Origin of the sequence: Sinorhizobium numidicum, assembly GCF_029892045.1 — a bacterium.
GTDB lineage: Bacteria > Pseudomonadota > Alphaproteobacteria > Rhizobiales > Rhizobiaceae > Sinorhizobium > Sinorhizobium numidicum.
This window is the reverse complement of sequence record NZ_CP120368.1, coordinates 2108231-2132266: the sequence shown is the minus strand read 5'-3', so window position 1 is coordinate 2132266 and position 24036 is coordinate 2108231. Positions and strand designations below refer to the sequence as shown.

Genomic DNA, 24036 nt, shown 5'->3' with positions numbered 1-24036 from the left:
TGAGGAGTTCGCGGGTCTTGACGCAATGGTGCGCGGCGGGTGAGATGAGCTCACGGGGGCGACGGCTGTCGCAAGACTATCGGGGCCGCAGCGCTTCATCACGGATCCAGAGAGGGTATTCCTGTGTCGCTTCTCAAGCTTTTCATCACGCGCCCGTCCGCATTGATCCTCATGGTCATCGGCTTTCTGTCGGCTTGCACGGTCGTCGTGGATGAGCCGCGCCCCGGTCCGGGTCCGATCCGTCCACCGGGTCCGCAAATGTGCACGATGGAATTCGCACCGGTCTGCGGCGAGCGCGGCAACCGCCTGCGGACGTTCCCGAATGCCTGCCACGCGCGTGCCGACGGTTTCCGTATCCTGCATCGCGGCGAATGCCGCCCGGACAACCGTCCGCCGGTGGAGCAGGCTTGTACCCGCGAGTTCGCGCCGGTCTGCGGTCAGCGCGGGGCACAAAGGCAGACTTTCCCGAACGCCTGCACGGCACGGTCCGAAGGTTTCCGCGTGATCGCGCCGGGCGAATGCCGCCGCGGCGACGATCGTCCGCCGCAACAGCAGTTTTGCACGCGGGAATTCGCGCCGGTATGCGGTCAGCGGGGCGGGCGCCTGCGGACCTTCCCCAATGCCTGCGAGGCAGGCGCGGACGGGTTCCAGGTTATCCATCGCGGGGAATGCCGCTGATCGGAAAGCAAGCCGAACACAAATGTCGGTTTCCATCGAGAGGCCTGTATCCGTGAGGTGCGGGCCTCTCCGGTGTCGTCCTGCTGTCGACGCAGCGACGCGGTGCCGTCGAGTGAATGGCCGGATGTAGCGTCCCATTTGAAAGCCTTCATTTACCACGTTTGAATAAACTGCTCCGCAAATCTCGCTTTTTTGCCCGCGTGCCCGCTTGGCGACATAGCCGCCGGTCACCCTTCGGCTGTGGGCGGGCGGCGCATCGACGGGGCCCTGGCTTTGTCATGGATGAAGGCGGCAATGAGTATGGCGTATGTTTCTCTTCTCCATCGACCGTTGACGGCGCTTCTGCTCTCCATTCCACTCGTCGCCTGCACGACCGATGTGCTTTCACCGCCTGCCAGGGTCGACGGCAGTTCCCGGGTCGGGGCGATCAGGGCGGCGCCGGTTATTGCCGATCCGGAGCAGGAGGTTGCCGCCGCCTATCCCTCGGGCGAGCCGGTATCGACCTTCAGGGGCAATACCGGTACGGCTCCCGCCGGCATACCCATGCAGGGAGAGCGCAAGCTGCCGATGATCGACAGCGAGCCGCCGGTGCAACCGCAAACGGCCAGCGCCGGCGCGATGACGATCCCCTCCGAAGGGGTCAACATGGATGCGATGCTCGGCGTTCAGCCGGTGGTGGGGCTGGCCGAGGAGCAACGCAATGAAATCGCCGAAGGCAATGCCAGCCAGCCGGTGGTAGGCGGCATCGGCGAGGACACGGTGCGCCAGCTCGTAGGGTCGGCTCAGTCCGCGCCGGCCGAGGATGCAACCCCTGGCTACGATCCAGACCTGCCGCCGCTGACTCCGGAGCGGATCTCCGCCGAAGAGGGAAAGAAGGCGCGCTATCAACCGCAGCAGCGGGCGCTTCGCCGCGCTGAGGAGCCACAGCAGGTGGCCTTCCTGCCGCGCGCGCGCAATCCGCTGTCGGCGCCGGAATATACCGGCGAAATGCCGCGCTCGGAGATTGCATGCCGCCAGAGCCTGAAGAAACTCGGCGTCGTTTTCCGCGACGTTCCGCGCATCTATAACGGACCCTCCTGCGGCATCGATTACCCGATCGAACTTCGAGGCCTTTCCGGCAATATTGCGGTCAAGCCTGCGGTGAAGCTCAATTGCGAGGTCACCGAAGCGTTTGCCAAGTGGGTCAAGTACGAACTCGCGCCGTCCTCGCGCTATCGTTACTGGTCCGGCGTCAAGACCATCAAGCCGCTCGGCGGCTATTCCTGCCGCACGATGAACTCCCGCCGCGGCAATCCGATGTCGGAACACGCGCGCGGCAACGCGATCGACGTCGGCAAGTTCGTGCTGAAGAACGGCAAGGAAATCGACGTGCGGAAGAAGGGCTTTTTCGCTTTCCGTGAGCGCGGACTATTGAAGGCGGTGCGCACCGATAGCTGCAAGTATTTCAACACCGTGCTCGGCCCCGGCAGCGATCCTTTCCACAAAGACCATTTCCACTTCGATCTGAGAACGCGCAAATCCGGCTACCGCCATTGCGACTGAGTCTCTGTGAGCGGGATGCGGGCGGAAAACCGTCGTGGACTTTTCTCCAGCCCCGCTCGGAAAAAAGAAGCCGGCGAGGAAGCCGGCTAAAACACCGGAGGTTAGGGGAGGCTCCAGCGTGCAATCACGAGAGCGAAGCCGCTCCGCGCGTGGTCAAAGTGATTGAAAAGCATCACCGTTTCATGACAGTCATAGCCGTTCAGCGCAAATCCGCGATGTTCCTTCGCCGGATTCCACCCGACCGGAATTTTCCATGCCGCCTGTCTCGGAATTGATGATGTTTGCATTGGCGCTGGCTGCGGCCGGTGTCGTTGCCGGTGTGCTTGCCGGCCTTTTCGGTATCGGCGGCGGGGCCATCCTCGTGCCGGTCTTCTACCAGGTCTTCGGGCTGCTTGGGATCGATGACACGGTCAGGATGCATCTTTCCGTCGGCACGTCCCTGGCTATCATCGTGCCCACGTCGGTACGGTCCTTTCTGTCGCACTACCAGCGCGGGGTGGTGGACGTGAAGCTGCTGCGCAACTGGATCGTCGCCGTGCCACTCGGGGCCATCCTAGCTTCGATCATCGCGGCCTATGTGGGCAGCGAAACGCTGCGGCTGATCTTTGCGGTGATTGCGCTCGCCGTCGCCTTCCGGATGCTCTTCAATCGGGCGAACTGGCGGATCGGTAATGATCTGCCGAAGAACCCGGTGACGTGGCTCGTTGGCGTGGTGATCGGCATTCTCTCCGGTCTCATGGGCATCGGCGGCGGCGTGCTCAACAACACCTTCATGACGCTACACAACCGGCCGATCCATCAGGCGGTCGCGACGTCCGCTGGCGTCGGCGTGCTGATCTCGATCCCCGGCCTTTTCGGCTACATCTGGGCGGGGTGGGGCGAACCCGGCCTGCCGCCGCTTTCGACCGGTTTCATCAATTGGATCGCCGTGGCGCTGATCATTCCAATCACGCTTCTCATCGCGCCGCTCGGCGTGCGACTGGCCCATGCGATGGATCGTCGCCAGCTCGAGGCGGGTTTCGGCATTTTCATGATCCTGATAGCAACGCGTTTCTTCTACAGCCTCTACGGCTGACGAACGGCAATTCATTTCGTGGATTCACTCTGTTATTCTCGGCAGTAGCCTAACTGCCGCGATCTTCAACGAGACCCGATGAAACGGGTCAGAATATTATTATACGTAATTATATATTTGTTGCGAAACGGAGGCATCCATGCCTGCGACCAGGGTAGCGACACCCGACGTAAAAGGTTTTTATGAGCCGCGTACCTGCAGCGTACAATATGTCGTTTCGGATCCGCAGACGAAGCGTTGCGCCATCATCGATCCGGTGCTCGATTTCGACGAGAAATGCGGTGCGACTGCGACCGAGCAGGCCGATCTGATCCTCGATTATGTGACCGCGCAGGGCTTCACCGTCGAATGGATTCTCGATACGCACCCGCATGCGGACCATTTTTCAGCAGCCGCCTACTTGCAGGGGAAAACCGGCGCGCCGACCGCGATCGGCGCCGAAATCATCCGGGTCCAAAACCTCTGGAAGGCGATCTACAACTGGCCGGAGTTGGCGGCCGATGGTTCGCAATGGGACCGGCTCTTTGCCGACGGAGACCATTTTTCGGTCGGTTCCATCGAGGGGCGAGTCATGCATTCGCCAGGGCACACGCTAGCCTCGGTCACCTACGTGGTCGGCGATGCGGCTTTCGTTCACGACACGATCTTTATGCCGGATAGCGGCACTGCGCGCGCGGATTTTCCGGGCGGCGATGCACGCCAATTGTGGCGCTCGATCAACGCCATCCTCGCCCTGCCGGACGAGACCCGCCTTTTCACCGGCCACGATTACCGGCCGAATGGCCGCGAGCCGCGCTGGGAAAGCACGATCGGCGAACAGAAGCGCTGCAATCCGCATCTCGTCGGCGTCACCGAGGAGGAGTTCGTCAGACTGCGCGAAGCGCGCGACAAGACGCTGCCTATGCCGAAGCTGATCCTGCACGCGCTGCAGGTCAACATCCGCGGCGGGCGACTCCCCGAACCGGAAGCGAACGGCGCGCGTTATCTCAAGTTCCCGCTCAACGCGCTCCAGGGCGCTGCCTGGAACTGACAGGAGACAACAATGGGCACTGTGACGAAATTTCGTAACCTGCGCCCGGACATGAGCAGGCGGGCGGGTGAGGCTGCGGCGCTTCTCAAGACTCTCGCCAACCAGAACCGGCTGATGATCATCTGCACCCTCGTGGAAGGCGAGCACTCGGTCGGCCAACTGGAAGAGTTGCTCGGCATACGTCAGCCGACGCTATCGCAGCAACTGACGGTACTTCGCGACGCCCGCATTGTCACGACGCGGCGCGATGCGAAGCAGGTTTTCTATCGGCTGGCCGAGGAAAAGGCCTGCCGCTTGGTGATGGCGCTCTACGAGATCTTCTGCCGTGAGGGAAGGAGTGAACGTGATCGCCGCAGTTGACGGTGCGTCATGCCGTTTTTTCTATCGGCCGGGCTGCAATTGCACATGAATCGGCCCATATAGAGCGGCACCCTGCCGATTGCTCCCGGATCCACTTCATGGCGCCCATCGTTTCCGTTTCCAATCTCTCGAAAACCTATGCCTCGGGTTTCCAGGCACTGAAGGGAGTCAGCCTCGATATTGAGGACGGTGAAATCCTCGCTTTGCTTGGCCCGAACGGCGCCGGCAAGACGACCCTGATCTCGATTATTTGCGGTATCGTCAATCCGAGCGGCGGCAAGGTCACGGTCGGGGGATATGACGTCATACGGGATTTCCGCCAGACCCGGGCGATGATCGGGCTGGTGCCGCAGGAACTGACGACAGACGCCTTCGAAACCGTCTGGAACACGGTCTCGTTCTCGCGCGGGCTGCACGGCCAGAAGCCGGATCCCGCGCACATCGAGAAAGTGCTGAAAGACCTTTCGCTCTGGGACAAGAAGGACAACGTGCTGCGCGAACTTTCGGGCGGCATGAAGCGGCGCGTGCTGATCGCCAAAGCTTTGTCGCACGAGCCGCGGATACTCTTTCTCGACGAGCCGACCGCCGGCGTCGACGTCAATTTGCGCAAGAGTATGTGGGAGGTCGTCGAGCGGCTGCGCGCTTCGGGCGTGACGATCATTCTGACGACACATTATATCGAGGAGGCGGAGGAGATCGCCGACCGCATCGCCGTCATCAATGGCGGCGAGATCCTTCTGGTCGAGGACAAGGCAGCGCTGATGACGAAGCTCGGCCGCAAACAGTTGCGCGTCGAGCTCGCCCAGCCATTGGAACGGGTTCCGGATACGCTGTCCTCCTACGATCTGAGGCTCGAAGATGAAGGGCACCGTCTGATCTATGATTACGACACGAGCGCGGATCGGACGGGCATCACTGCGCTGCTTGCGGCGCTGGCCGAGGCCGGCATCCGGCTTCGGGACATCTCTACGCGGCAGAGTTCACTCGAGGATATTTTCGTGGAGATCGTAGGAGCGGCGCGATGAACATCGAAGCAATCAAATCCATCTATTTCTTCGAAATGGCGCGCACACGCCGGACGCTGCTGCAGAGCGTCGTGTCGCCTGTCATATCAACCTCTCTCTACTTCATCGTCTTCGGCGCAGCGATCGGCGGTCGCATCCAGGAGATCGACGGCGTGTCCTATGGCGCGTTCATCACGCCTGGCCTCATGATGCTGACGCTGCTCACGCAATGCATCGGCAACGGCTCCTTCGGCATCTATTTTCCGAAGTTCACCGGCACGATCTACGAGGTGCTGTCGTCGCCGGTGTCGATGGTGGAAATCGTGCTTGGCTATGTCGGTGCGGCGGCGACGAAGGGGCTGATGATCGGCACGATCATCCTGCTGACGGCATCGCTTTTCGTCGATTTGAGCATCGCGCATCCCTTCGTGATGCTGTTCTTCTTCGTGCTCACTGCGGTGACCTTCAGCCTCTTCGGCTTCATCATCGGCATCTGGGCGAAGGATTTTGAGCAATTGAACCTGATCCCGATGCTGGTGGTCCCGCCGCTGGTTTTTCTCGGCGGCAGCTTCTATTCGATCGACATGCTGCCGCCGTTCTGGCGGGCGGTCAGCCATTTCAATCCAGTGCTTTATCTGATTAGCGGTTTCCGCTGGAGCTTCTTCGAGATTTCCGACGTCAATCCGCTCGCGAGCGCGGCAATCATTCTCGTCTTCCTCGCGGTCTGCATGTCCATCCTGACCTGGATCTTTCGCACCGGCTACAAGCTTCGGGCGTGACGCTCAGTCCCTGAGCCTTAGCTGGTCGGTGCGCATCTGCAGAAAGTCGAGGGTCGAGAGAAAGCTCATGCCGAGCAGGCTACCGTCGAGCTTGCCTTCGGCCGTCACCATTGCGCGGATATTCTTCCGCTTGATCGGACCGATCGCGATATCCGGCAAGATCACCGGGGCGGCGAGCGCTGGCCCGTTGGCCGTCATTACCGTTACCGTATAGCTGAGGTTCGCCGGGTCGAGGCCGATCCTCTCGGCGTCCTCGTAGGTGAGGGCGATGCTGCTTGCGCCGGTGTCGACAAGCATGCTGACGTCGCGGCCGTTGATCGTCACGTCGGCCTCGAAATGGCCGTCGAGCCTCTTCTGCAGCACGACCTCCTGATGTCCTTCGCCGTCGGTGACGACCATCGCCCGGCCGGGAACGAGTCCTGCAAGCAGCCGGTCACCGAAAGATTGAAGCTCGAAACGATAGACGTAAGCGGAGACGAGCGCGAGGGCGATGAGGAGCCAGATGGCGATCTGGCGCAAGCTCTCGCCAATCTGGCGGGGTCTGCGGAGAATGGCGGCCGCGAGAAGCGTTGCGAGTGCTCCAAGCGCGACAAGCTGCCCGAAATCATCATTGTTCATGCCCAAGGTCCGGCCGCTGTCGTGATTGAAGATCAACAGTGCGAGCCCGGCAGCGAGGATTGCGAGCAAAAGGATCAGAGGGTTCATGCGCCGTTTCGTTCTTGCGCCATACGTGACCGGCGCGTTTCGCGTCGCGGCTTGCGCTCCACCGCGGCCAGTCTCTCCGGCAGAGCCATCATAATGCGGTGCCGCTCGGCGTCGGTATAGAGCGTCCAGGAACCGATTTCGTCGCGCGTGCGGCCGCAGCCGAAACAGTAGCCGGTCTTGTCGTCGATCGCACAGACGAGAATGCAGGGAGATTCCATGCTTCCAGGCTTGTTCCGCTCTGTATTGCTTGAATTATATCGGCTTTTCAGATCGCCAGCGCAAGAGCGGCAAAAACGGCGATTTCGGTCAGTTGTTGAGTTGCGCCGATCGTGTCGCCAGTATGGCCGCCGATCTTGCGCGCGACGATCGCGCCAAATCCCGGTACGGTGAGTGCGAAAGCGGCGAACGACAGCAAGGCGCCGATCGTAGGAACGCCCGCCGCAAAGAACATGAGCAGCGAGAGGATAGCGCCGGAGCCGAGCGCGACCGAGGTCGCCTGCGCGTCAGGCATGCCAGCCGACGCCGCCACGCCGTCGCGACGTGCTGGCGGCAGGCGCGACCAGTGCCAGACCATGGCTGCGCGGCTGAGAGCCGCAGTGCCGAGGAGCGCAAGGCCGGCCCCCCAAGCCCCGAGCAGCGGCAGGAAGGAGGCGAGCGCGGCAACGCGAAGGCCGAAGGAGAGGATGAGTGCGACCGCGCCGTAGGTGCCGATGCGGCTATCCTTCATGATCGCCAGCGTACTCTCGCGATCACGGCCGCCGCCGAAACCGTCGGCGGCGTCGCTGAGCCCGTCCTCGTGCAGTGCGCCGGTCACGAGGGCCTGGACGGCGACAACGACGAAGGCTGTAAAGAGCGAGCTTACGTGAAACGCGATCAGCAGCGCTGCCAAGGCTGCTGCGGGTAGCGTAATCAGCATGCCGGCAAGCGGGAAGGCGCGCACGGCGCGGCTCAGCCGGCCGTCGTAATCGAGAAAATGCCGCTGCGACATCGGAATGCGACTCAAGAACGCCACCGACCGCGCTACGTCATCCCAGAGATCACGCAAATATGTCATTGCCCCTCCAGCGGCCCCGAATCGCCGCGCCGTCGCCGATGATGCGCAGACGACGGCATTTGGCGCAAATGCCGTTGCCGGAAGCGGCCCCACCCTCTATGAGGTGCGCCTACGAGGCTTCATACATGCAAGGATTTCCCATGAGTGCCAGCGGCCTGCCGTTTGATGATTTCCGCGAATTGTTGCGCAACCTCCCGGGACCGGACTCCGCGGCGCTCGTTGCCGCGCGTGAGCGGGACGCGCAACTGACGAAGCCGCCGGGTGCTCTCGGGCGTCTTGAGGAAATCGCCTTCTGGCTCGCCGCCTGGACGGGGCGTCCGCCTGCGGTGAACCGGCCCTTGGTCGCTGTCTTCGCCGCCAATCACGGCGTGACCAGGCAGGGGGTGACGCCGTATCCGCCGTCTGTCACGGCACAGATGGTGGAGAACTTCGCCGCCGGCGGCGCTGCGATCAACCAGATCTGCATCAGCCATGATCTGGGCCTCAAGGTATTCGACCTCGCGCTTGACTATCCCACCGGAGATATCACCGAGGAAGCCGCCCTTTCGGAGCGCGATTGCGCCGCTACCATGGCCTTCGGCATGGAGGCGATTGCCGGCGGCACGGATCTTCTCTGCATCGGCGAGATGGGCATCGGCAACACGACGATCGCCGCGGCGATCAATCTCGGCCTTTATGGCGGCGCGGCGGAGGAGTGGGTGGGGCCGGGAACCGGCTCAAACGGCGAAGTGCTGAAGCGCAAGATCGCGGCAGTCGAGAAGGCGGTGGCATTGCACCGCGATCACCTCTCCGATCCGCTCGAACTCATGCGCCGGCTCGGCGGCCGCGAGATCGCGGCAATGGCCGGGGCCATTCTTGCAGCCCGCATGCAGAAGGTGCCGGTCATCATAGACGGTTACGTGGCCACCGCCGCGGCGGCGATCCTCAAGGCGGCAAATCCGGCCGCGCTCGACCATTGCCTGATCGGTCATGTTTCGGGGGAGCCAGGGCATATGCGCGCGATCGAGAAGCTCGGCAAGACGCCGCTTCTGGCGCTCGGCATGCGGCTCGGCGAAGGCACGGGTGCCGCACTCGCAGCCGGCATCGTCAAGGCTGCCGCCGCGTGCCATAGCGGCATGGCAACCTTCGCTCAGGCGGGCGTCAGCAATAAGGCGTGAGAGTATCGTTCCGCGGCGCGGAACTTCGTCCGTTGCTGTCGGTTGGCTGTCGTGCATGATATGCTTTTGTCTCGCAGGACTTGATGCCGGGCATCTTCTCGCATATCCGGGCATTCCGTTTTGAGGCGGAATCGCCGGGTGCAGCGGGAATACCTGCACATCCTGCAACTGAAGCCGCCTTGCAATCGCCTCAATCGCAATGTCGAAGCTCCGCAGTTTCAAGCCCGTCGAGACGAAATGGACGCCAAGAACACGACCTCACGCAGCGGACAGACCGGAACCTTCGCCAAGCACACCGGTATCCGGCATCTTTTTGCTGCTGCCAGCTATTCGCTCGGGGGTGCGAAACGGCTGATCGGCGAAGCTGCCTTCCGCCACGAACTCATCGCCTTCGCCGTCGCGATGGTCGCCTTCGTCATCGCCGGCGCGACGCTTTTCCAATACGTGGCGATGGCGATCCTGTTCCTGCTGATGATGGCCTTCGAAGCGATCAACACCGCGATCGAGGAGATTGTCGACCGCGTGTCGCCGGAAATCTCCGAAATGGGCAAGAACGCCAAGGATCTCGGATCCTTCGCCTGCCTATGCCTTATCCTCGCCAATGCCGGCTACGCCTTTTACGTGGTGTTTCTGGTAGGGTTCCTGGGCTGAGAAAGGGGTCACACCCGGCGGCTCTCTGCATCAGGCGAAGCTCTTGCGGCGGCGCGCGGGCGAGGGGACATCTTCCACCGGCGGCAAGCTCTCGAGGACGCGTCGGGAGGGCAGGATGGCGATCGCCTCGGTGCCTTCGCGCAGCTTCGAGCGTAGGATGAACTGGCCGTTGTGCTTCGCGAGGATCGCCTGAACGATCGGCAGGCCGAGCCCGGTGCCCTGTTCGGCGCTCTTGATGGCGATCGAGCCCTGGCCGAAGGCGGAAAGCACGATCGGGATCTCTTCCTCCGGAATTCCCGGTCCGTTGTCGCGGATCGAAACATACTGGCCGCCGCCGGCGGTCCAGCCGGCCTTGACGGTGATTTCGCCCCCGGCGGGCGTGAATTTGACGGCGTTCGACAACAGGTTCAGCGTGACCTGACGCATCGCCTTTTCATCAACCCAAACCGCCGGCATGCCCTGCTCGAATTGCTGGCCGATCGTGATGTTCTTGCCTCGGGCGCGAAGCTGAACCATGCCGATGCAGTCCTCGGCGATTTCCACGAGGTTCACCGCTTCTTCATTGAGTTCGTACCTGCCCGCCTCGATCCGCGAGAGGTCGAGGATCTCGTTGATGAGATTGAGGAGATGCTCGCCGGAACGGTGGATGTCGCTCGTATATTCCTTGTATGTCGGATTGCTGAGCGGCCCGAGCACTTCGGTCGACATGACCTCCGAAAAGCCAAGAATGGCGTTGAGCGGCGTGCGCAATTCGTGCGACATCGAGGCGAGGAAACGCGATTTGGCGAGATTGGCTTCCTCCGCGCGCCGGCGGGCCTCGTCGGACATGGATTTCGCCACTTCGAGTTCGGCGATGAGATCGTCCTTCTCCGACTGAACCGAGAGGATATGGACATTGGCGCGGTTCATGCGGCCGGTCATGAACACCAGGAAGACGAGCGAAAGCGAGAGGATTCCGGTCAGACCGATGTGAACCGGATCGCCGGCCGCCAGCGAAGAGAAGCCGAGCGCGACGACGACCGGCACGAATGTATAGAGCAGCGCGTTGCGCAGCAGGAACGTGCCCATTGCTGTTGCAGCGAGGGCAATCAGCAGGCCGGTTCCTTCGAAGAGGCCGAAACTGATATCGCCGCAGGCTGGGCAATCCTGCGTCGCGAAAACGGCCCAGCACAAGCCCATCAGCACCTGGGCGGCGAGGAAGCGGCGGCGCCAAGTTGCGACTTTCTCCGCGCCGAAGTTCTCTCGCCTTGCCTTGCGTGCCAGGAAGATCGTCACCGCGTGGGCGGAAAGCGTCATCAAGGCCCAGGCGAGGATTCCCGGATCCTCGGAAAGATAGACACCGCCGGCCGCAATCAGGCCAACGAGCAGCGGCATGGCGATGGCGCCATGCAGGACGGAGTCGATATGGAGAAAAAGCATCTCGCGGTCGAAACCGGAAGGGGCGGACGAACCGGTCTGCAGCCGCTGACGAGTCGCGCGCACGGTCTTCGAAACGGCCTTGTTCCGATGGCTTCGCGACTTGTCGACAATGATCTTATCCGTCGATGTGCTGGCGGCGATACTCATGCTCTTGATCGAGGATTGCGTTGAGCTTGCAGTCTAGGATGCAATCCTTAAGAAGTTGCTGCTCCGCATGAAGGATTCAACAACCATTGTGGCGCGATTGCGGTTTTTGGCCTCGACGGGATAGGCAGAGAATGGAGCCGATGGCGGTGCGAAATGAAGAGGTCCGTGTGTGAGACCGAGAAATCGCAAGTTCCGGATCGGTGGTATCGGGGCAAGGGCTGCGGGCCGAAACGATCGGCGCATAGGTTCCGAAGGGCGCGGCGGAACGATTGGCGGGTGGATATTCCTCCTTCTGCTCAGTCTCGGCGCCTACGTCGCGGCGAAGCTGCCACCGCCGGAGCGGTCCGTGACCGGCGAGTTGCGCGGCTCGGCCTCGGCGAGCGACGGCGATAGTTTGAAGCTTGGCGGGCGACGCGTGCGGATCGAGGGCATCGATGCGCCCGAGATCGGCCAGACATGCCGGCGCGGCGAGACCGTCTGGGATTGCGGCGGGGAAGCGCGTCGTCGACTGAAGGCTCTGGTAGACGGGACGACCGCAAGCTGTCGCCTTCACGGCCGCGACCGCTACGGGCGGGATCTTGGCGTCTGCGAGGCGGGTGGCCGCGATATCGGTCGCGAGATGGTTCTCTCCGGGCATGCCGTGAGCTACGGCCTTTACCGCGACGAGGAGGAAAGGGCGCAGAGCGAACGGAGCGGCCTCTGGGCTGGTGATTTCGTCAGGCCGCAGGAATGGCGCCGGACGAGCGGCGGAGGAGAGGAAACATCGCACCGCGCAGGCGATTGGCTGGAGTTCATTGTTCGATGGCTCGAGGAGGAGGCGCGGGAGATCGTTAAGGGGATCGGCAATGGCTGATAGCGACGGAAACCGGCTGCAGGACCTGCGCGCGGCCATCGCCGCATGCCGCCTCTGTCGCGACAATCCTCCGCGTGGCGACGAATACCGGCTGCCGCATGAGCCGAGGCCGGTGGCGGTCATTTCCGCATCGGCGCGGATCCTGATCGCCGGCCAGGCGCCAGGCCTGCGGGTGCATGAAAGCGGGCTGCCCTTCAACGACGCGTCGGGCGACCGGCTACGCCAATGGCTCGCGGTCGACCGGGCGACTTTCTACGATCCGCGCAACTTCGCGATCGTGCCGATGGGCTTCTGCTTTCCGGGTTACGACAGGCACGGCAGCGATCTGCCGCCACGAAGCGAGTGCGCGTCGTTGTGGCGCCGGCGGGTGATCGACGCCATGCCGCAGATCGAGTTGGTGCTGGCGATCGGTCACTATGCTCAGCGCTGGCATCTGGGGCCGGATTGTCCTCGATCGATGACCGAAACCGTGCGGAACTGGCGGCGCTATGCAATGCGCAATGCCGCTCCTGCCGTCTTGCCGGTACCGCATCCGAGCTGGCGCAACACGGGATGGCTGAGGAAAAATCCGTGGTTCGAAACCGAGGTGCTGCCTTTCCTGCGCGAGCGTGTCGAAGCGCTGACTGCCTGAAACAATTTTCTTTATTTTCACGAATTTCGGGTTATAGAAGGAAAAATATTCGAGAGGACTTTCCATGGATCGCTTAGACCGCAAGATCCTGCGCCTTTTGCAGGAGGACACGACTCTGGCCGTTGCCGACCTTGCCAAGAAGGTGGGGCTTTCAACGACACCTTGCTGGCGACGCATCCAGAAGATGGAAGAGGACGGCGTCATCCGACGCCGCGTGGCTCTGCTCGATCCGGTGAAGATCAACACCAAGGTTACGGTGTTCGTTTCGATCCGCACCAATTCCCATTCGATGGAATGGCTGCGGCGTTTTTCCGAAGTGGTCGCCGAGTTTCCCGAAGTGGTGGAGTTCTATCGCATGAGCGGCGACGTCGACTATCTCCTGCGCGTGGTGGTGCCGGATATTGCGGCCTATGACGCATTCTACAAGCGACTGATCGCCAAGATCGAGATTCGCGACGTCTCCTCGGCCTTTGCAATGGAGCAGATCAAGTATACGACGCAGCTGCCGCTCGACTACATGATCATCGATCAGAAGACTGGCGAAGAGTAGACCTTCCATGCTCCGGTGAGCACGGCATCTTTCGCTACAGCGCCGCGCGTCAACTCAGACGCGCACGGTCGCGGACAGATTCAGATCGGGAGGTCGAGCTTGCTGCGGACCTTCTCGCTGCCGAGTTCGCGCAGCGCTTCCTTGCCGATCCATCGCGCCGTGCGATCTTCGCTCGCTGCGAGCTTTTCCTCGAGCGCCAATGCCGGTCCGTGGCAGGCGGCGCTGCGCTTGCCGATCTGTCGCAGCGCCCAATTGACCGCCTTCTTCACGAAATTGCGGCCGTCATTGGAATGCGCCTCGATCAGCGGGAGCCAAGCGAGAAGCTTGGAATCGGGTTCTCTCTTGAGATGCACGGCCGCCGTCGCCATCATCGCAAAAGCAAGGCGACGGACGAACTCGCGCTGATCGGCGGCAAATTCCGGTATCAGCACGTCCTCGAAGCGCGCGCCGACGAAGAGATCGGCGATGGTGTCCACGACTTCCCAGGAATTGCATTCATCGGCCCAGCGCCCCGCTTCCTCGAGCGTCAGTGCCTTGGGGGCGGCGGTGAAAGCTGCAAGGATACGCGCTTCGCGGATTCCGGTCCGCCAGAGCTCGATCGCGCGGGCATGATCGATCCTCACCAGCCGGGCAATGCGGTGAAGCTCGACATTCGAAAGCCCGAGCGCCGTCTCGGTCACGATGCCGAAGCGCGCCATGCCGGCGACGTTTTCCGCCGAACCGATGGCGCGCATATGGTCGATGATTTCTTCAGCCGAGAAGCCGGCGAGAGCGTCATTTTTCGAGGCGAGCAAGCAGGGATGAAGTATCCCAACGGTTGCCGCCGAGCGCCTGGACGTCGGCATAGAACTGGTCGACAAGGGCGGTGACGGGAAGCTTGGCGCCGTTTCGTCGCGCCTCGGCCAGAACGATATCCAGATCCTTGCGCATCCAGTCGACGGCGAAGCCAAAATCATACTTGCCCGCATTCATCGTCTTGTAGCGGTTCTCCATCTGCCAGGAACCAGCCGCGCCTTTCGAGATGACCTCGATCACTTTCTCGATGTCGAGCCCGGCCCGCTTGCCGAAGTGAATGCCTTCGGCGAGGCCCTGGACAAGACCGGCGATGCAGATCTGGTTGATCATCTTGGTGAGCTGGCCGGCACCGGCGGAGCCCATCAGGCCGACCATGCGGGCATAGGCGTCGATTACGGGCTTCGCCCTGTCGAATGCCTCCGCGTCGCCGCCGCACATGACCGTAAGCACGCCGTTTTGCGCACCGGCCTGGCCCCCGGAAACCGGGGCGTCGATGAAGTGCGCGTTCCTAGACCGGGCAGCCGCATAAAGTTCGCGTGCGACTTCTGCCGAGGCCGTGGTGTTATCGACGAAGACGGTATCGGGCCCAATCGTTTCGAAGGCTCCGCCTTTGCCGATCGTAACCGAGCGAAGGTCATCGTCGTTGCCGACGCAGGCGAAAACGAAATCTTGGCCTTTTGCCGCTTCGGCCGGGGTCGCCGCCGTCCGCCCGCCGAACTCGGCGGCCCATTGCTCCGCCTTGGCCGCAGTACGGTTATAGACCGTCAGTTCGTGTCCCCCGCGGACCTTGAGATGACCGGCCATGGGATATCCCATGACTCCGAGACCGATGAATGCGACTTTGGCCATGTCCTGCAGACTCCCATTTGCGTTGGCTACAGCGCCGCGCGTCTTTTCAAACGCGCAAAGGTCGCTGCAACCTTTTGAACTAATGCATAATTTCGTCCGTAAATCGGGTCCGACTTAAGGAATTATGCAGTAAGATTTAGCCGATGGCGGCCGCGCGTGGAAGGGCACTCAAGGTCAGGGCTTGAAACGCGCGATCACCAAATGCCCGGCAATTGGTTCGCCCTCTTCCATCCGCACAATGATATCGCCGACTTCGACGATTTCGAATCCCGTCGCGCCCAGGCGATCGCGCAGGTACGTTTCTGAATGGGCGAAGCGCTGATGCGGACCGACCACGTAGCCGCGTTCGGCGAACGTCTCGGCTGGTAGAGTCTCGCTCGAGAGGATCAGGAGGCCGCCGGGCACTAGGTTGTCGACGGCGCCGAAGAAGAAGGCCTCGAGCGCGCCCATATAGGGCAAGACATCGGTCGCGACGATCAGGTCGAACGGCTCGTCGTCGTTGTCATCCAGGAAATCGACCGCTTCGGCAACGTAGAGCGTCTCGTAAAGATCCTTCTCGTGAGCAATCTCGATCATGTTCTCGGAAATATCGACGCCGGTGATATCTTCCGCCATGTCACGCAATGCGCCGCCGGTGAGCCCCGTGCCGCAACCAAGATCGAGCACTCGCTTGAAGGGCCCGAGCTTTAGCGCCTGGATGCGTTGGCGGACGAGCAGCGGCACGCAATAGGCGAGCTGGTCGACAAGCACATTATCGAAGACGTCGGCGTGCTGGTCGAACAGCGTTGCGACGTAAGCATCCGGAGCCTTCAGCGGTGTCTCGCCGCGCCCCATGGATGCAAGCCGGATGGCAGCACCTCCATGGTCCTCCGGGTCCAGTTCCAGCACCTCCCGGTAAGCGGCGGCGGCCGCGTCGTAATTGCCGGATTTCTCAAGGGAAAGCGCGCGGTTATACGCTTCCGCCAAGGCTTCCTCGTCGATCTTCGTCGTCTTTTGGGTCATAAGGCGCTTCTTACGACCGCAAACCGGCTTTGGCAATCTCCGTCAACGGCCATCCTGCGCCGGAACCGATGCGTGCGCATGATACGCCGTCTTTCTGCGAGGCCGCGACAGTGCTCGGTCAGCCGCGTGGCATCGCCGGGCTTTGCCGCTGATTTCGCCTGGAACGGAAGGCGAATATTTAGCGTTTGGTTAAAAAATGACCGAAGCAAAGGCCGGCGGGATTTATCGCCGAGGGGAAAGGAGTCATCATCCTTTGACAATAAAAATCAGGAGGAACGCCGATGTCTGCCGAACTCAGTCCTCTGACTTTGGAAACGGAGTTGCCGGAGCGGGAAGGTCCGCCGCTGCCGCAGTCGACGCAGGAGACGATCAACACCATCGTTCATTATTATCGCGGTGAAATGGGGCGAATGGCCGGTTGGCGGGATCGCATCGACCGGACGTCCAACTGGGCGATAACGGTTGTCGCCGCGATGCTTTCCGTCTCCCTTTCGACACCGACCTCACACCATGGCGTACTTCTCTTCGCCATGCTCCTGATCACCTTGCTGCTGCTGATCGAAGCGCGGCGCTACCGTTTCTTCGACGTTTATCGCGCTCGCGTCCGCCAACTCGAGCGCGGCTATTTCGCGCAGATTCTCGCGCCGGAGGGCGCGCCGACCTCCAAATGGTCGGCGTCGATCGCAAAGAGTCTGCGCAAGCCGGCCTTCCTGATGAGCTACAAGGAGGCCGTCTGCCGGCGCCTTCAACGCAATTATTGCTGGATGTACCTGATCTTGCTCTTGGCCTGGGGGCTGAAAATCTCCTCGCCGAAGATTTCCGCCAATGGCGAACCCTTCGGCCATGTCCGCTCCTGGACCGACTTCACCGAGAACGCCGCACTCGGGCCCCTCCCGGGCTGGGGAGTGGTGATCGGCGTCGCGCTGTGTTACGGCCTTGTCCTCTACGGCTCGCTGCACAAGGAACGGCACGAGGGCGAGCTTGCCCATGGCGAAGTGCATGTCTGACGAACCGGATCCGTCGTTCGAACCGGCGTTTTTGTAGAGTGCGCGTTTTTGTTGCTGCCATCAGAAATTCTCGTTTGAGATCAGCGAAAATGGCTGCTTCAACTACACCGGCGCTCGCGGCAGGTACCGGTCGAGTGCGGGATTGACTTTGGGTAATGGGTCTTTGCGCTTGCCTAGGACGCGCATGGCCGAGGGGGAATGGCAAGAATGAGTGAAGACAAGGTAGCGATCGTGACGGCCGGCGGCTCCGGCATGGGTGCCATCGCGGCGCGGAGAATGGCGGCGGAAGGTTACCGGGTGGCGATCCTCTCTTCGTCCGGCAAGGGCGAGGCGCTGGCGCGCGAACTGGGCGGCATCGGCGTCACCGGATCGAACCAGTCGAATGACGATCTGAAGCGTTTGGTCGATTCCGCTTACGACACCTGGGGCCGGGTCGATGCGCTGATCAACTCGGCCGGACACGGTCCGCGGGCGCCGGTACTGGAACTCACCGACGAGGATTGGCACAAAGGCATGGAGGTCTATTTCCTCAATGTCGTCAGGCCGACGCGGCTGGTCACGCCGATCATGGTCAGCCAGAAATCCGGCAGCATCGTCAACATTTCGACCTATGCGACGTTCGAGCCCGATCCGCTGTTTCCGACCTCGGGCGTGTTCCGGTCGGGTCTTGCCGCTTTCACCAAGCTCTTTGCCGACCGCTACGCACCGGACAACGTTCGCATGAACAATGTTCTCCCCGGCTTCATCGACAGCTTGCCGGAGACGGAGGAGCGGCGCCTGCGAATACCAATGGAGCGCTACGGCACTTCCGAGGAGGTGGCCGAACTGATCGCGTTGCTTGCGACCGAACGGGGCGGCTATATCACCGGCCAGAATATTCGCATCGATGGCGGGATCACCCGCTCGGTCTGACGCTTCCGGCGGAGGCATTGCGCTCAGTGGAGAATCAACTCTCCCTTGAGAGCCCGCCACTCCGTGGCCGATATCAGCTTGCGATGCACATAGCGCACCGAATGCAACGGCCCGTCCAGTTTCTCCTGCCAGAATTTCAGGAAGCTGTGCATTTCCGGAAAATCCGGCGCGATATCGTATTGCTGCCAGATATAGCTCTGCAGGAGGGCCGGATGGTCGGGCATGCGGTAGAGAATCTGGGCCGTCGTCAGGCCGTAACCCTTGAGCTGCAGTTCCATGTCGTTCGTCATATGGACCTCACTTTTCGCAAAGGTGGTCTCTATGATGGAGCGCCTGATTCCTTAATCAAGTCCTAAAATTCCGACTGACAGGAAATTTACCTAGAGATAACAAAGACTTGGCAGCCGTCAAGGCGGAGTGCTGCCAAGGCTTCAGCAAGGAATTCAGTTTGCCGCGGACCAGCGTCGGGGGCATAGAGGCTTGTGCTACAATCCCGCGCTAGCGTTTCAGATGGCGCGTCAGCCGAGCTTCGACCCAGCCCCAGACATTGCGCAGCAGTTCCACCATCAGGAGGTAGAGGACCGCCGCCCAGACGTACATCTGGTAGTCGAAGGTGCGGGAGAAGGCGCGCCGGGTCTCACCCATGAGGTCGAAGACAGTGACGATAGCGACGATCGCAGATCCCTTGATCATCAGAATGATTTCGTTGCCATAGGGCCTCAGCGCCACGATCATCGCCTGCGGCAGGATGATCTTGAAGAAGGCGACACGCTCCGGCAGGCCGAGGGCGGCCGCGCCCTCGTGCTGGCCGCGCGGTACGCTCTCGATCGCCCCGCGCAGGATTTCGGCCTGATAGGCGGCGGTGTTCAGCGTGAAGGTGAACAGCGCGCAGTTCCAGGCGTCGCGGAAGAACCACCACAGCCCAACCGACTGCAGCTCGGGACGGAAGCTGCCGAGGCCGTAATAGACAAGGAAGAGTTGGGTGATCAGCGGCGTGCCACGGAAGAAATAGACGTAGGCGTAGGCAAGCCAGGACCAAATCTTGTTCTTCGACATGCGCCCGAGCGCGACGGGAAGTGAGAGCACCGCCCCCATGAGGATCGAGGATGTGACGAGCGTCAGTGTCACGCCTAGTCCGGACAGGAAACTCGGTCCGTATCGCGAGAATTTCTCCGGGTCCCAGCCGTTGACGACGGTCAGGAAAACGCCAACGCCAAGCGCCAGCCAGATGCCGAGCATCACGCTGCCGAGGAAGCGCGAGAGCGTGTAAGGCTTCGGTGGAGCCGGTGGCGGGGCCTGCGGCGGAATCATGGTTTCGGCAATGCTCATCGGCGGATCTCCGCGCGTTTCGTCCAGCGTTCGAGTGCCGAGAAGACAACCGACGAAATCATTGCCAGGACGAGGAAGAGAAGGCAGGCAATGCCGAAGAACTGGAATGCCTCCTTCGTGACGCGAGCTGCAATGCCGGTCTGGCGGAGAATATCCGGCAGACCGACCACCGAGACGAGCGCCGTATCCTTCAATAGCGCCATCCAGAGATTGCCGAGGCCGGGAAGCGCGATGCGCACGAGCTGCGGCAGGATGATGAGCCGCATGGTCTTGCCTCGATGAAAACCGAGGGCGTCGCCGGCCTCGTACTGACCATGGGGAATGGCCTTGAAAGCGGATAGCAGTACTTCCGAGCAATAGGCGGAGAAGACGACTCCGAGTGCAATCATGCCGGCAACGAAGGCATTGATCTCCACCGGTCCTTCATAGCCAACCGTCGCGAGGAATTGCTGCGCGAGAATTTGCAGGCCGTAATAGACGATGAAGAGCGTCAGGAGCTCGGGCAAGCCGCGAAAGATCGTGGTGTAGATGTTGGCTGCAAGCCGCAACGATCGCTCCTCCGCTTGCTTCGCAAGCGCGATGAAGAAGCCGACGACAAGTCCGACGGGCAGGGTGGCGAGCGCTAGGCTTGCGGTCACCAGGAAACCATAGGCGATCTCATCGCCCCAACCGGTGTCGCCGCATGCCAGAAGCGTACCGGAACCGAACCAACGGAACACTCCGACCGGTCCGCAAAGCGGATCGATGATCGACCCGATCCAAGCCAGAGCCGAGAAAAGGCCGGCGAACAGTCCGCTCATGCCAACAAATTCCCCTAACGTTCTTTTTGGCGTCAATGACGCATATTTTCGAGATTTCTTGTCAAACAAAAACGGCGGAAGGGCAAGCCGTCCGCCGTTGCATTTTTTTCATGAACCGAGCTTTCCCCGGCATGATCGCTGCATATGCGTAGGAATCGCGGCGATTAGCTGCCGTAGACGTCGAACGGGAAGTACTTTTCGTTGATTTCCTTGTACTTGCCGCTTGCGCGGATGGCGTCGATCGCCTTGTTGAATTTCTCGCGCAGTTCGTCGTCGCCCTTGCGCACGGCGATGCCGGCACCCTCGCCATTGATTACCGGGTCGATCGGCAGCGTGCCGAGCAGCTTGCAGCAGGCGCCATCCTCGCTCTTCAGCCATTCGGAGAGCACGACGACGTCGTCGATCGCGGCGTCGATGCGGCCGTTGGCGAGGTCGAGCTTGTATTCGTCCGCGGTCGGGTAGAGTTTCAGTTCCGACTCCTTCATATGCGCTTCGGCATAATTGGAGTGGGTGGTCGAGCCCTGCGCCCCAAGCGTTTTGCCGGCGAGAGCGGCTTCGCTTGCGTCGGTGATCGTTGAGTCCTTCGGCACGACGATTGCCGGCGGCGTATTATAGTACTTCTCGGTGAAGTCGACCTTTTGCTTTCGTTCTTCGGTGATCGACATGGAGGCGATGATAGCGTCGAACTTCTTGGCGATCAGCGCCGGAATGATGCCGTCCCAGTCCTGCGTCACGAAAGTGCACTCGACCTTCATTTCTTCGCAAAGGGCTTTCGCGATGTCGATGTCAAAGCCCGTCAACGAGCCGTCAGCCTCGAGATTGTTGAAGGGCGGGTAAGCGCCTTCCGTGCCGATAACGACTTTTTCGCCGGCCGCCATGGCTGTGCTCGCCATGAGCACGAAAACGGCAGCCGATGCGGCGGCTGCCAGCCGTCTGGAAATACGCATGATTATCCTCTCTGTTGGCTGACATCCGGTTTTTTCTTTTGCGCGGATGCCAATTAGGACCGGGGTCGTTTGCCGCCGGTTGCCGCGATATTCGTACGCTTTTCCCGAAAAAATCAATAGGAAAGCGGAATCACGCACCGGGAAACGGTGCTCGTCCGCCTTTCTCGCTCCTCCGTGTCCCAAGGGAGATGAACGGCCCGTTCAGCGGAGGTTAATGTCGCGTCCGATAGGCGTTGAAGCGGAACCGATCCGTGGCTGCGGCGTTGCGGCTGCAATATTCGACTGACACAAAAAAGTCGGAACCGCGGATCAAGGCCCCTGGGAAGGTTACAGGTGCTGTGGCGCTCGATCGGGAAGTCCGGAGCGAGCAAGACGCGCGACAGCGGCGGGGACCTCCAGTAAGAGGAAGGAAGACAATGTCCATTCGATACAAACTTTTCGCAACGGTGGCCTTGCCGGTATTCGCGGCGACCCTTGCGGGCCAACCCGCGCTTGCAGACAGCCTGAAGGCTCCGTTCGAAATCGCTCAGGAAGGCGTCGAGGAACCGTCGCCGGAGGAGTTGCTGCCGCGCAAGAAGCGTAAGAAACAGCAGGCCGAAGAGGAAGGTCAGGGCCAGGCGGAAGAGCAGCAACGCCAGGCTGAAGAGCAGCAGCCTCCCGAGCGCAAGAAGCGCAAGCAGCAACAGGCTGAAGAGCAACCGGCCGCCGAAGAGGCCCCGCAGCAGGCTGAAGAGCAGCAAGCCCCCGCGCGCAAGAAGCGCAAACAGCAACAGGCTGAAGAGCAGCAACCGGCCGCCGAGGGGGCCCCGCAGCAGGCTGAAGAGCAGCAAGCCCCCGCGCGCAAGAAGCGCAAACAGCAACAGGCTGAAGAGCAGCAACCGGCCGCCGAGGAGGCCCCGCAGCAGGCTGAAGAGCAGCAAGCCCCCGCGCGCAAGAAGCGCAAACAGCAACAGGCTGAAGAGCAACAACCGGCCGCCGAGGAGGCCCCGCAGCAAGCCGAAGAGCAGCAGAGGGCCACTCGCAAGAAGCGCCAGGCTGAGCAGCAGCGCGCAGCCGAAGAAGAGCAGCAGCGCGCCGCTGAACAGGAAGCGCAGCAGGCCGAGGAGCAGCAACGAGCCACTCGCAAGAAGCGCCAGGCCGAAGAACAGCAGCGTGCCGCCGATGAAGAGCAGCAGCGTCAAGCGGAAGAACAGCAGACTGAGGAGGAGCAACAGGCAAAGCCCCGCAGGAAGCGTCAGGCCGAGCAGCAGCGCCAGGAAGAAGAACAGAAGGCTGAAGAGCCGCGTGCCCCGGCTGAGGGTCAGCAGGCAACCGAGCCTCGGGTAACACCGGAAGGCGAGACCGAGCAGACCGGTGAGGGCGAGCAGGTGCCCGTTCCGGGTGCGGAACAGCCTGCCACGGCAGAGGGTGAGCAGCCTCAGCGGGCTCCGGAAGTCGTCGACGAGCGAACTGAAGAAGAGAAACGGAAGATCGCCGAGGACCCGGCTGCCAGCGACGACACGGTCGTGCTTCCGGTCGAAAGGGGTGCCGCTGTCCTCGACAGCGACAAGGACGCCGATAACGTCGGCGGCAACCGGGCACGCGAAGCCCGGCGTAAACAGCGCGAAGAGTTGCGCGCCCAAGAAGAGGTAGCGCCGCCGACCGACGATGCCGCCGCTCAAGCGGAAATTCCGGCTGAGATGAGGGCGGAAATTCCGCAGAAGATTGAGGCTGCGCTGAGCGAAGAGGGCGAGCGCGTCGAGGAAGCTCCGGCCTTTGCCGTGCCAGAGACGACCAACATCGTGATAAACAATACGGTGATCAACAACACGACCGTCAACACGGAAAATAATGTGACGGAAGTGCAGGTTGTCGAGGAGGTCGATGACCGAGTTATCCTCGGTGTCGGCGACCGGATCTTCGTTCGCGGCGACGACCGGCCGCGTCTGCGGCGTGATTCGGAAGAGACCTTCTACGATCAGCTGCCACGCGGCCGCGTTCGCGAAACGATCGTTCGCCCCGGCGGTTACCGGATCGTCACCATCTACAACCGTTACGGCGACATCCTGCAGCGGACGCGCGTCGATCGGGACGACAACGAATACGTGATGATCTATGCGCCGGAGTATGAAGAAGACCGGCGTCCGGCGATCGTCGACGTCGGCTATGAGCTGCCGCCGATGCGCCTGACGATACCGGTTGACGAATACATCGTCGATGTGGCCGACGACCCGGACCGGGACTATTACGAGTTCCTGTCGGAGCCGCCGGTCGAGCAGGTCGAGCGTGTCTATACGATCGACGAAGTCCGGAATTCAGCCCGCCTGCGCGATAAGGTGCGCCGTATCGACCTCGATACGATCACTTTTGCCACAGGCAGTGCTGAAGTCTCGATGTCTCAGGCCAAGACCTTGCGTGGCGTCGCGGCGGCGATGGAGAAAGTCCTCGCCAAGGATCCAGGCGAGACGTTCTTCATCGAAGGCCATACCGATGCCGTCGGTTCCGACCGGTCGAACCTGGTGCTTTCCGACCAACGCGCCGAGTCGGTGGCTGTACTATTGACCGAAGCCTATGGAATCCCGGCGGAAAACCTGGTCACCCAGGGCTATGGCGAGCGCTTCCTCAAGGTGCGTACGCCGGAGGCCGAGCAGGAGAACCGCCGCGTCACGATTCGTCGCGTGACGCCGCTGGTGCGCCCGGTGGCGCAGCGGTAAGGCAACGGACAGCAGGAGCAGCGTTGTTTCCATCGCGGCTCCCACTGTTCCATAAAAAATCGGGGCC

At 61.7% G+C, this 24036-nt stretch carries 26 protein-coding genes; 15 read left to right on the top strand and 11 right to left on the bottom strand.

The window, feature by feature from the left end; all coding sequences use genetic code 11:
• Nucleotides 1-171: 171 nt before the first annotated feature.
• The 7 genes from PYH37_RS21395 to PYH37_RS21365 all read left to right on the top strand — a co-directional run bounded on the left by PYH37_RS21395 (nt 172) and on the right by PYH37_RS21365 (nt 6468).
• A complete protein-coding gene (locus PYH37_RS21395) occupies nt 172-678 on the top strand; it encodes a Kazal-type serine protease inhibitor domain-containing protein (protein WP_280736123.1) in 507 nt (168 codons plus the stop codon).
• Between the two features lie 300 nt (nt 679-978).
• Nucleotides 979-2220 (top strand): extensin-like domain-containing protein, encoded by a 1242-nt coding sequence (locus PYH37_RS21390; protein WP_280733404.1) that lies wholly within the window; start codon nt 979-981, stop codon nt 2218-2220.
• 253 nt (nt 2221-2473) lie between these two features.
• Nucleotides 2474-3295 carry a sulfite exporter TauE/SafE family protein gene (locus tag PYH37_RS21385; RefSeq protein WP_280733402.1) on the top strand — a complete coding sequence of 274 codons (822 nt, stop codon included), beginning with the start codon at nt 2474-2476 and terminating at the stop codon, nt 3293-3295.
• Nucleotides 3296-3434: 139 nt separating this feature from the next.
• Complete coding sequence (locus PYH37_RS21380) at nt 3435-4325, top strand: MBL fold metallo-hydrolase (RefSeq protein ID WP_280733401.1); 891 nt, start codon at nt 3435-3437, stop codon at nt 4323-4325.
• 12 nt (nt 4326-4337) lie between these two features.
• Nucleotides 4338-4685, top strand: a complete 348-nt coding sequence (locus PYH37_RS21375) for an ArsR/SmtB family transcription factor (protein ID WP_280733400.1) — start codon at nt 4338-4340, stop codon at nt 4683-4685.
• A 98-nt stretch (nt 4686-4783) separates the two neighbouring features.
• The gene (locus PYH37_RS21370) at nt 4784-5710 is read left to right on the top strand and encodes an ABC transporter ATP-binding protein (RefSeq protein WP_280733399.1); all 927 of its coding nucleotides are present in this window, start codon (nt 4784-4786) and stop codon (nt 5708-5710) included.
• On the top strand, nt 5707-6468 hold the full coding sequence (locus tag PYH37_RS21365) for an ABC transporter permease (RefSeq protein ID WP_280733398.1): 762 nt from the start codon (nt 5707-5709) through the stop codon (nt 6466-6468). Before PYH37_RS21370 ends, PYH37_RS21365 begins: the two co-directional genes overlap by 4 nt.
• A gap of 3 nt (nt 6469-6471) precedes the next feature.
• Here PYH37_RS21365 and PYH37_RS21360 read toward each other — a convergent pair whose 3' ends face one another.
• Genes PYH37_RS21360 through PYH37_RS21350 form a run of 3 tightly spaced genes read right to left on the bottom strand, consistent with a single transcriptional unit; the run spans nt 6472 to nt 8227 of the window.
• Nucleotides 6472-7173: a TIGR02281 family clan AA aspartic protease gene (locus PYH37_RS21360; RefSeq protein ID WP_280733396.1), complete on the bottom strand. Its 702-nt coding sequence runs from the start codon at nt 7171-7173 to the stop codon at nt 6472-6474.
• Nucleotides 7170-7391 (bottom strand): DUF1289 domain-containing protein, encoded by a 222-nt coding sequence (locus PYH37_RS21355; protein ID WP_280733395.1) that lies wholly within the window; start codon nt 7389-7391, stop codon nt 7170-7172. The genes PYH37_RS21360 and PYH37_RS21355 overlap by 4 nt, the downstream gene beginning before the upstream one ends.
• Nucleotides 7392-7438: 47 nt before the next feature.
• Nucleotides 7439-8227: an adenosylcobinamide-GDP ribazoletransferase gene (locus PYH37_RS21350; protein ID WP_280733393.1), complete on the bottom strand. Its 789-nt coding sequence runs from the start codon at nt 8225-8227 to the stop codon at nt 7439-7441.
• A gap of 140 nt (nt 8228-8367) precedes the next feature.
• Here PYH37_RS21350 and cobT point away from each other — a divergent pair, with 140 nt between their 5' ends.
• Nucleotides 8368-9384: a nicotinate-nucleotide--dimethylbenzimidazole phosphoribosyltransferase gene (cobT, locus tag PYH37_RS21345; RefSeq protein WP_280733392.1), complete on the top strand. Its 1017-nt coding sequence runs from the start codon at nt 8368-8370 to the stop codon at nt 9382-9384.
• 237 nt (nt 9385-9621) lie between these two features.
• Nucleotides 9622-10035 (top strand): diacylglycerol kinase, encoded by a 414-nt coding sequence (locus tag PYH37_RS21340; RefSeq protein WP_280736122.1) that lies wholly within the window; start codon nt 9622-9624, stop codon nt 10033-10035.
• A gap of 30 nt (nt 10036-10065) precedes the next feature.
• Here the strand turns inward: PYH37_RS21340 and PYH37_RS21335 are convergent, their stop codons facing one another.
• Entirely contained in the window at nt 10066-11601 is a 1536-nt protein-coding gene (locus PYH37_RS21335) for a sensor histidine kinase (protein WP_280733390.1), read from the bottom strand.
• Nucleotides 11602-11770: 169 nt separating this feature from the next.
• Between PYH37_RS21335 and PYH37_RS21330 the strand changes: the two genes are divergently transcribed.
• From PYH37_RS21330 to PYH37_RS21320, 3 genes are all read left to right on the top strand, one after another.
• On the top strand, nt 11771-12454 hold the full coding sequence (locus tag PYH37_RS21330; protein WP_425336111.1) for a thermonuclease family protein: 684 nt from the start codon (nt 11771-11773) through the stop codon (nt 12452-12454).
• Complete coding sequence (locus PYH37_RS21325; protein ID WP_280733389.1) at nt 12447-13085, top strand: uracil-DNA glycosylase family protein; 639 nt, start codon at nt 12447-12449, stop codon at nt 13083-13085. The genes PYH37_RS21330 and PYH37_RS21325 overlap by 8 nt, the downstream gene beginning before the upstream one ends.
• 64 nt (nt 13086-13149) lie before the next feature.
• Nucleotides 13150-13635, top strand: a complete 486-nt coding sequence (locus PYH37_RS21320; RefSeq protein WP_280733388.1) for an Lrp/AsnC family transcriptional regulator — start codon at nt 13150-13152, stop codon at nt 13633-13635.
• An 80-nt stretch (nt 13636-13715) separates the two neighbouring features.
• Here PYH37_RS21320 and PYH37_RS21315 read toward each other — a convergent pair whose 3' ends face one another.
• The 3 genes from PYH37_RS21315 to PYH37_RS21305 all read right to left on the bottom strand — a co-directional run bounded on the left by PYH37_RS21315 (nt 13716) and on the right by PYH37_RS21305 (nt 16281).
• The gene (locus tag PYH37_RS21315) at nt 13716-14429 is read right to left on the bottom strand and encodes a DNA alkylation repair protein (RefSeq protein WP_425336110.1); all 714 of its coding nucleotides are present in this window, start codon (nt 14427-14429) and stop codon (nt 13716-13718) included.
• Nucleotides 14410-15279 (bottom strand): NAD(P)-dependent oxidoreductase, encoded by an 870-nt coding sequence (locus PYH37_RS21310; RefSeq protein ID WP_280733387.1) that lies wholly within the window; start codon nt 15277-15279, stop codon nt 14410-14412. The genes PYH37_RS21315 and PYH37_RS21310 overlap by 20 nt, the downstream gene beginning before the upstream one ends.
• Before the next feature lie 174 nt (nt 15280-15453).
• On the bottom strand, nt 15454-16281 hold the full coding sequence (locus PYH37_RS21305) for a class I SAM-dependent methyltransferase (RefSeq protein ID WP_280733386.1): 828 nt from the start codon (nt 16279-16281) through the stop codon (nt 15454-15456).
• A 281-nt stretch (nt 16282-16562) separates the two neighbouring features.
• Here PYH37_RS21305 and PYH37_RS21300 point away from each other — a divergent pair, with 281 nt between their 5' ends.
• Nucleotides 16563-17288, top strand: coding sequence for a DUF2270 domain-containing protein (locus PYH37_RS21300; RefSeq protein ID WP_280733385.1), 726 nt, complete (start codon nt 16563-16565; stop codon nt 17286-17288).
• Between the two features lie 207 nt (nt 17289-17495).
• Nucleotides 17496-18200 (top strand): SDR family oxidoreductase, encoded by a 705-nt coding sequence (locus tag PYH37_RS21295; RefSeq protein WP_280733384.1) that lies wholly within the window; start codon nt 17496-17498, stop codon nt 18198-18200.
• A 23-nt stretch (nt 18201-18223) separates the two neighbouring features.
• On the opposite strand, the gene PYH37_RS21290 is transcribed toward PYH37_RS21295, so the two are convergent.
• From PYH37_RS21290 to PYH37_RS21275, 4 genes are all read right to left on the bottom strand, one after another.
• Nucleotides 18224-18490 (bottom strand): usg protein, encoded by a 267-nt coding sequence (locus tag PYH37_RS21290; RefSeq protein ID WP_280733383.1) that lies wholly within the window; start codon nt 18488-18490, stop codon nt 18224-18226.
• Nucleotides 18491-18698: 208 nt separating this feature from the next.
• Nucleotides 18699-19529 carry an ABC transporter permease gene (locus PYH37_RS21285; RefSeq protein WP_280733382.1) on the bottom strand — a complete coding sequence of 277 codons (831 nt, stop codon included), beginning with the start codon at nt 19527-19529 and terminating at the stop codon, nt 18699-18701.
• Nucleotides 19526-20329, bottom strand: a complete 804-nt coding sequence (locus PYH37_RS21280) for an ABC transporter permease (protein ID WP_280733381.1) — start codon at nt 20327-20329, stop codon at nt 19526-19528. The genes PYH37_RS21285 and PYH37_RS21280 overlap by 4 nt, the downstream gene beginning before the upstream one ends.
• 164 nt (nt 20330-20493) lie before the next feature.
• Nucleotides 20494-21276 carry an ABC transporter substrate-binding protein gene (locus PYH37_RS21275; protein ID WP_280733380.1) on the bottom strand — a complete coding sequence of 261 codons (783 nt, stop codon included), beginning with the start codon at nt 21274-21276 and terminating at the stop codon, nt 20494-20496.
• Between the two features lie 416 nt (nt 21277-21692).
• On the opposite strand from PYH37_RS21275, the gene PYH37_RS21270 reads away from it, so the two are divergent.
• Complete coding sequence (locus PYH37_RS21270) at nt 21693-23969, top strand: OmpA family protein (RefSeq protein ID WP_280736119.1); 2277 nt, start codon at nt 21693-21695, stop codon at nt 23967-23969.
• Nucleotides 23970-24036 lie beyond the last annotated feature (67 nt).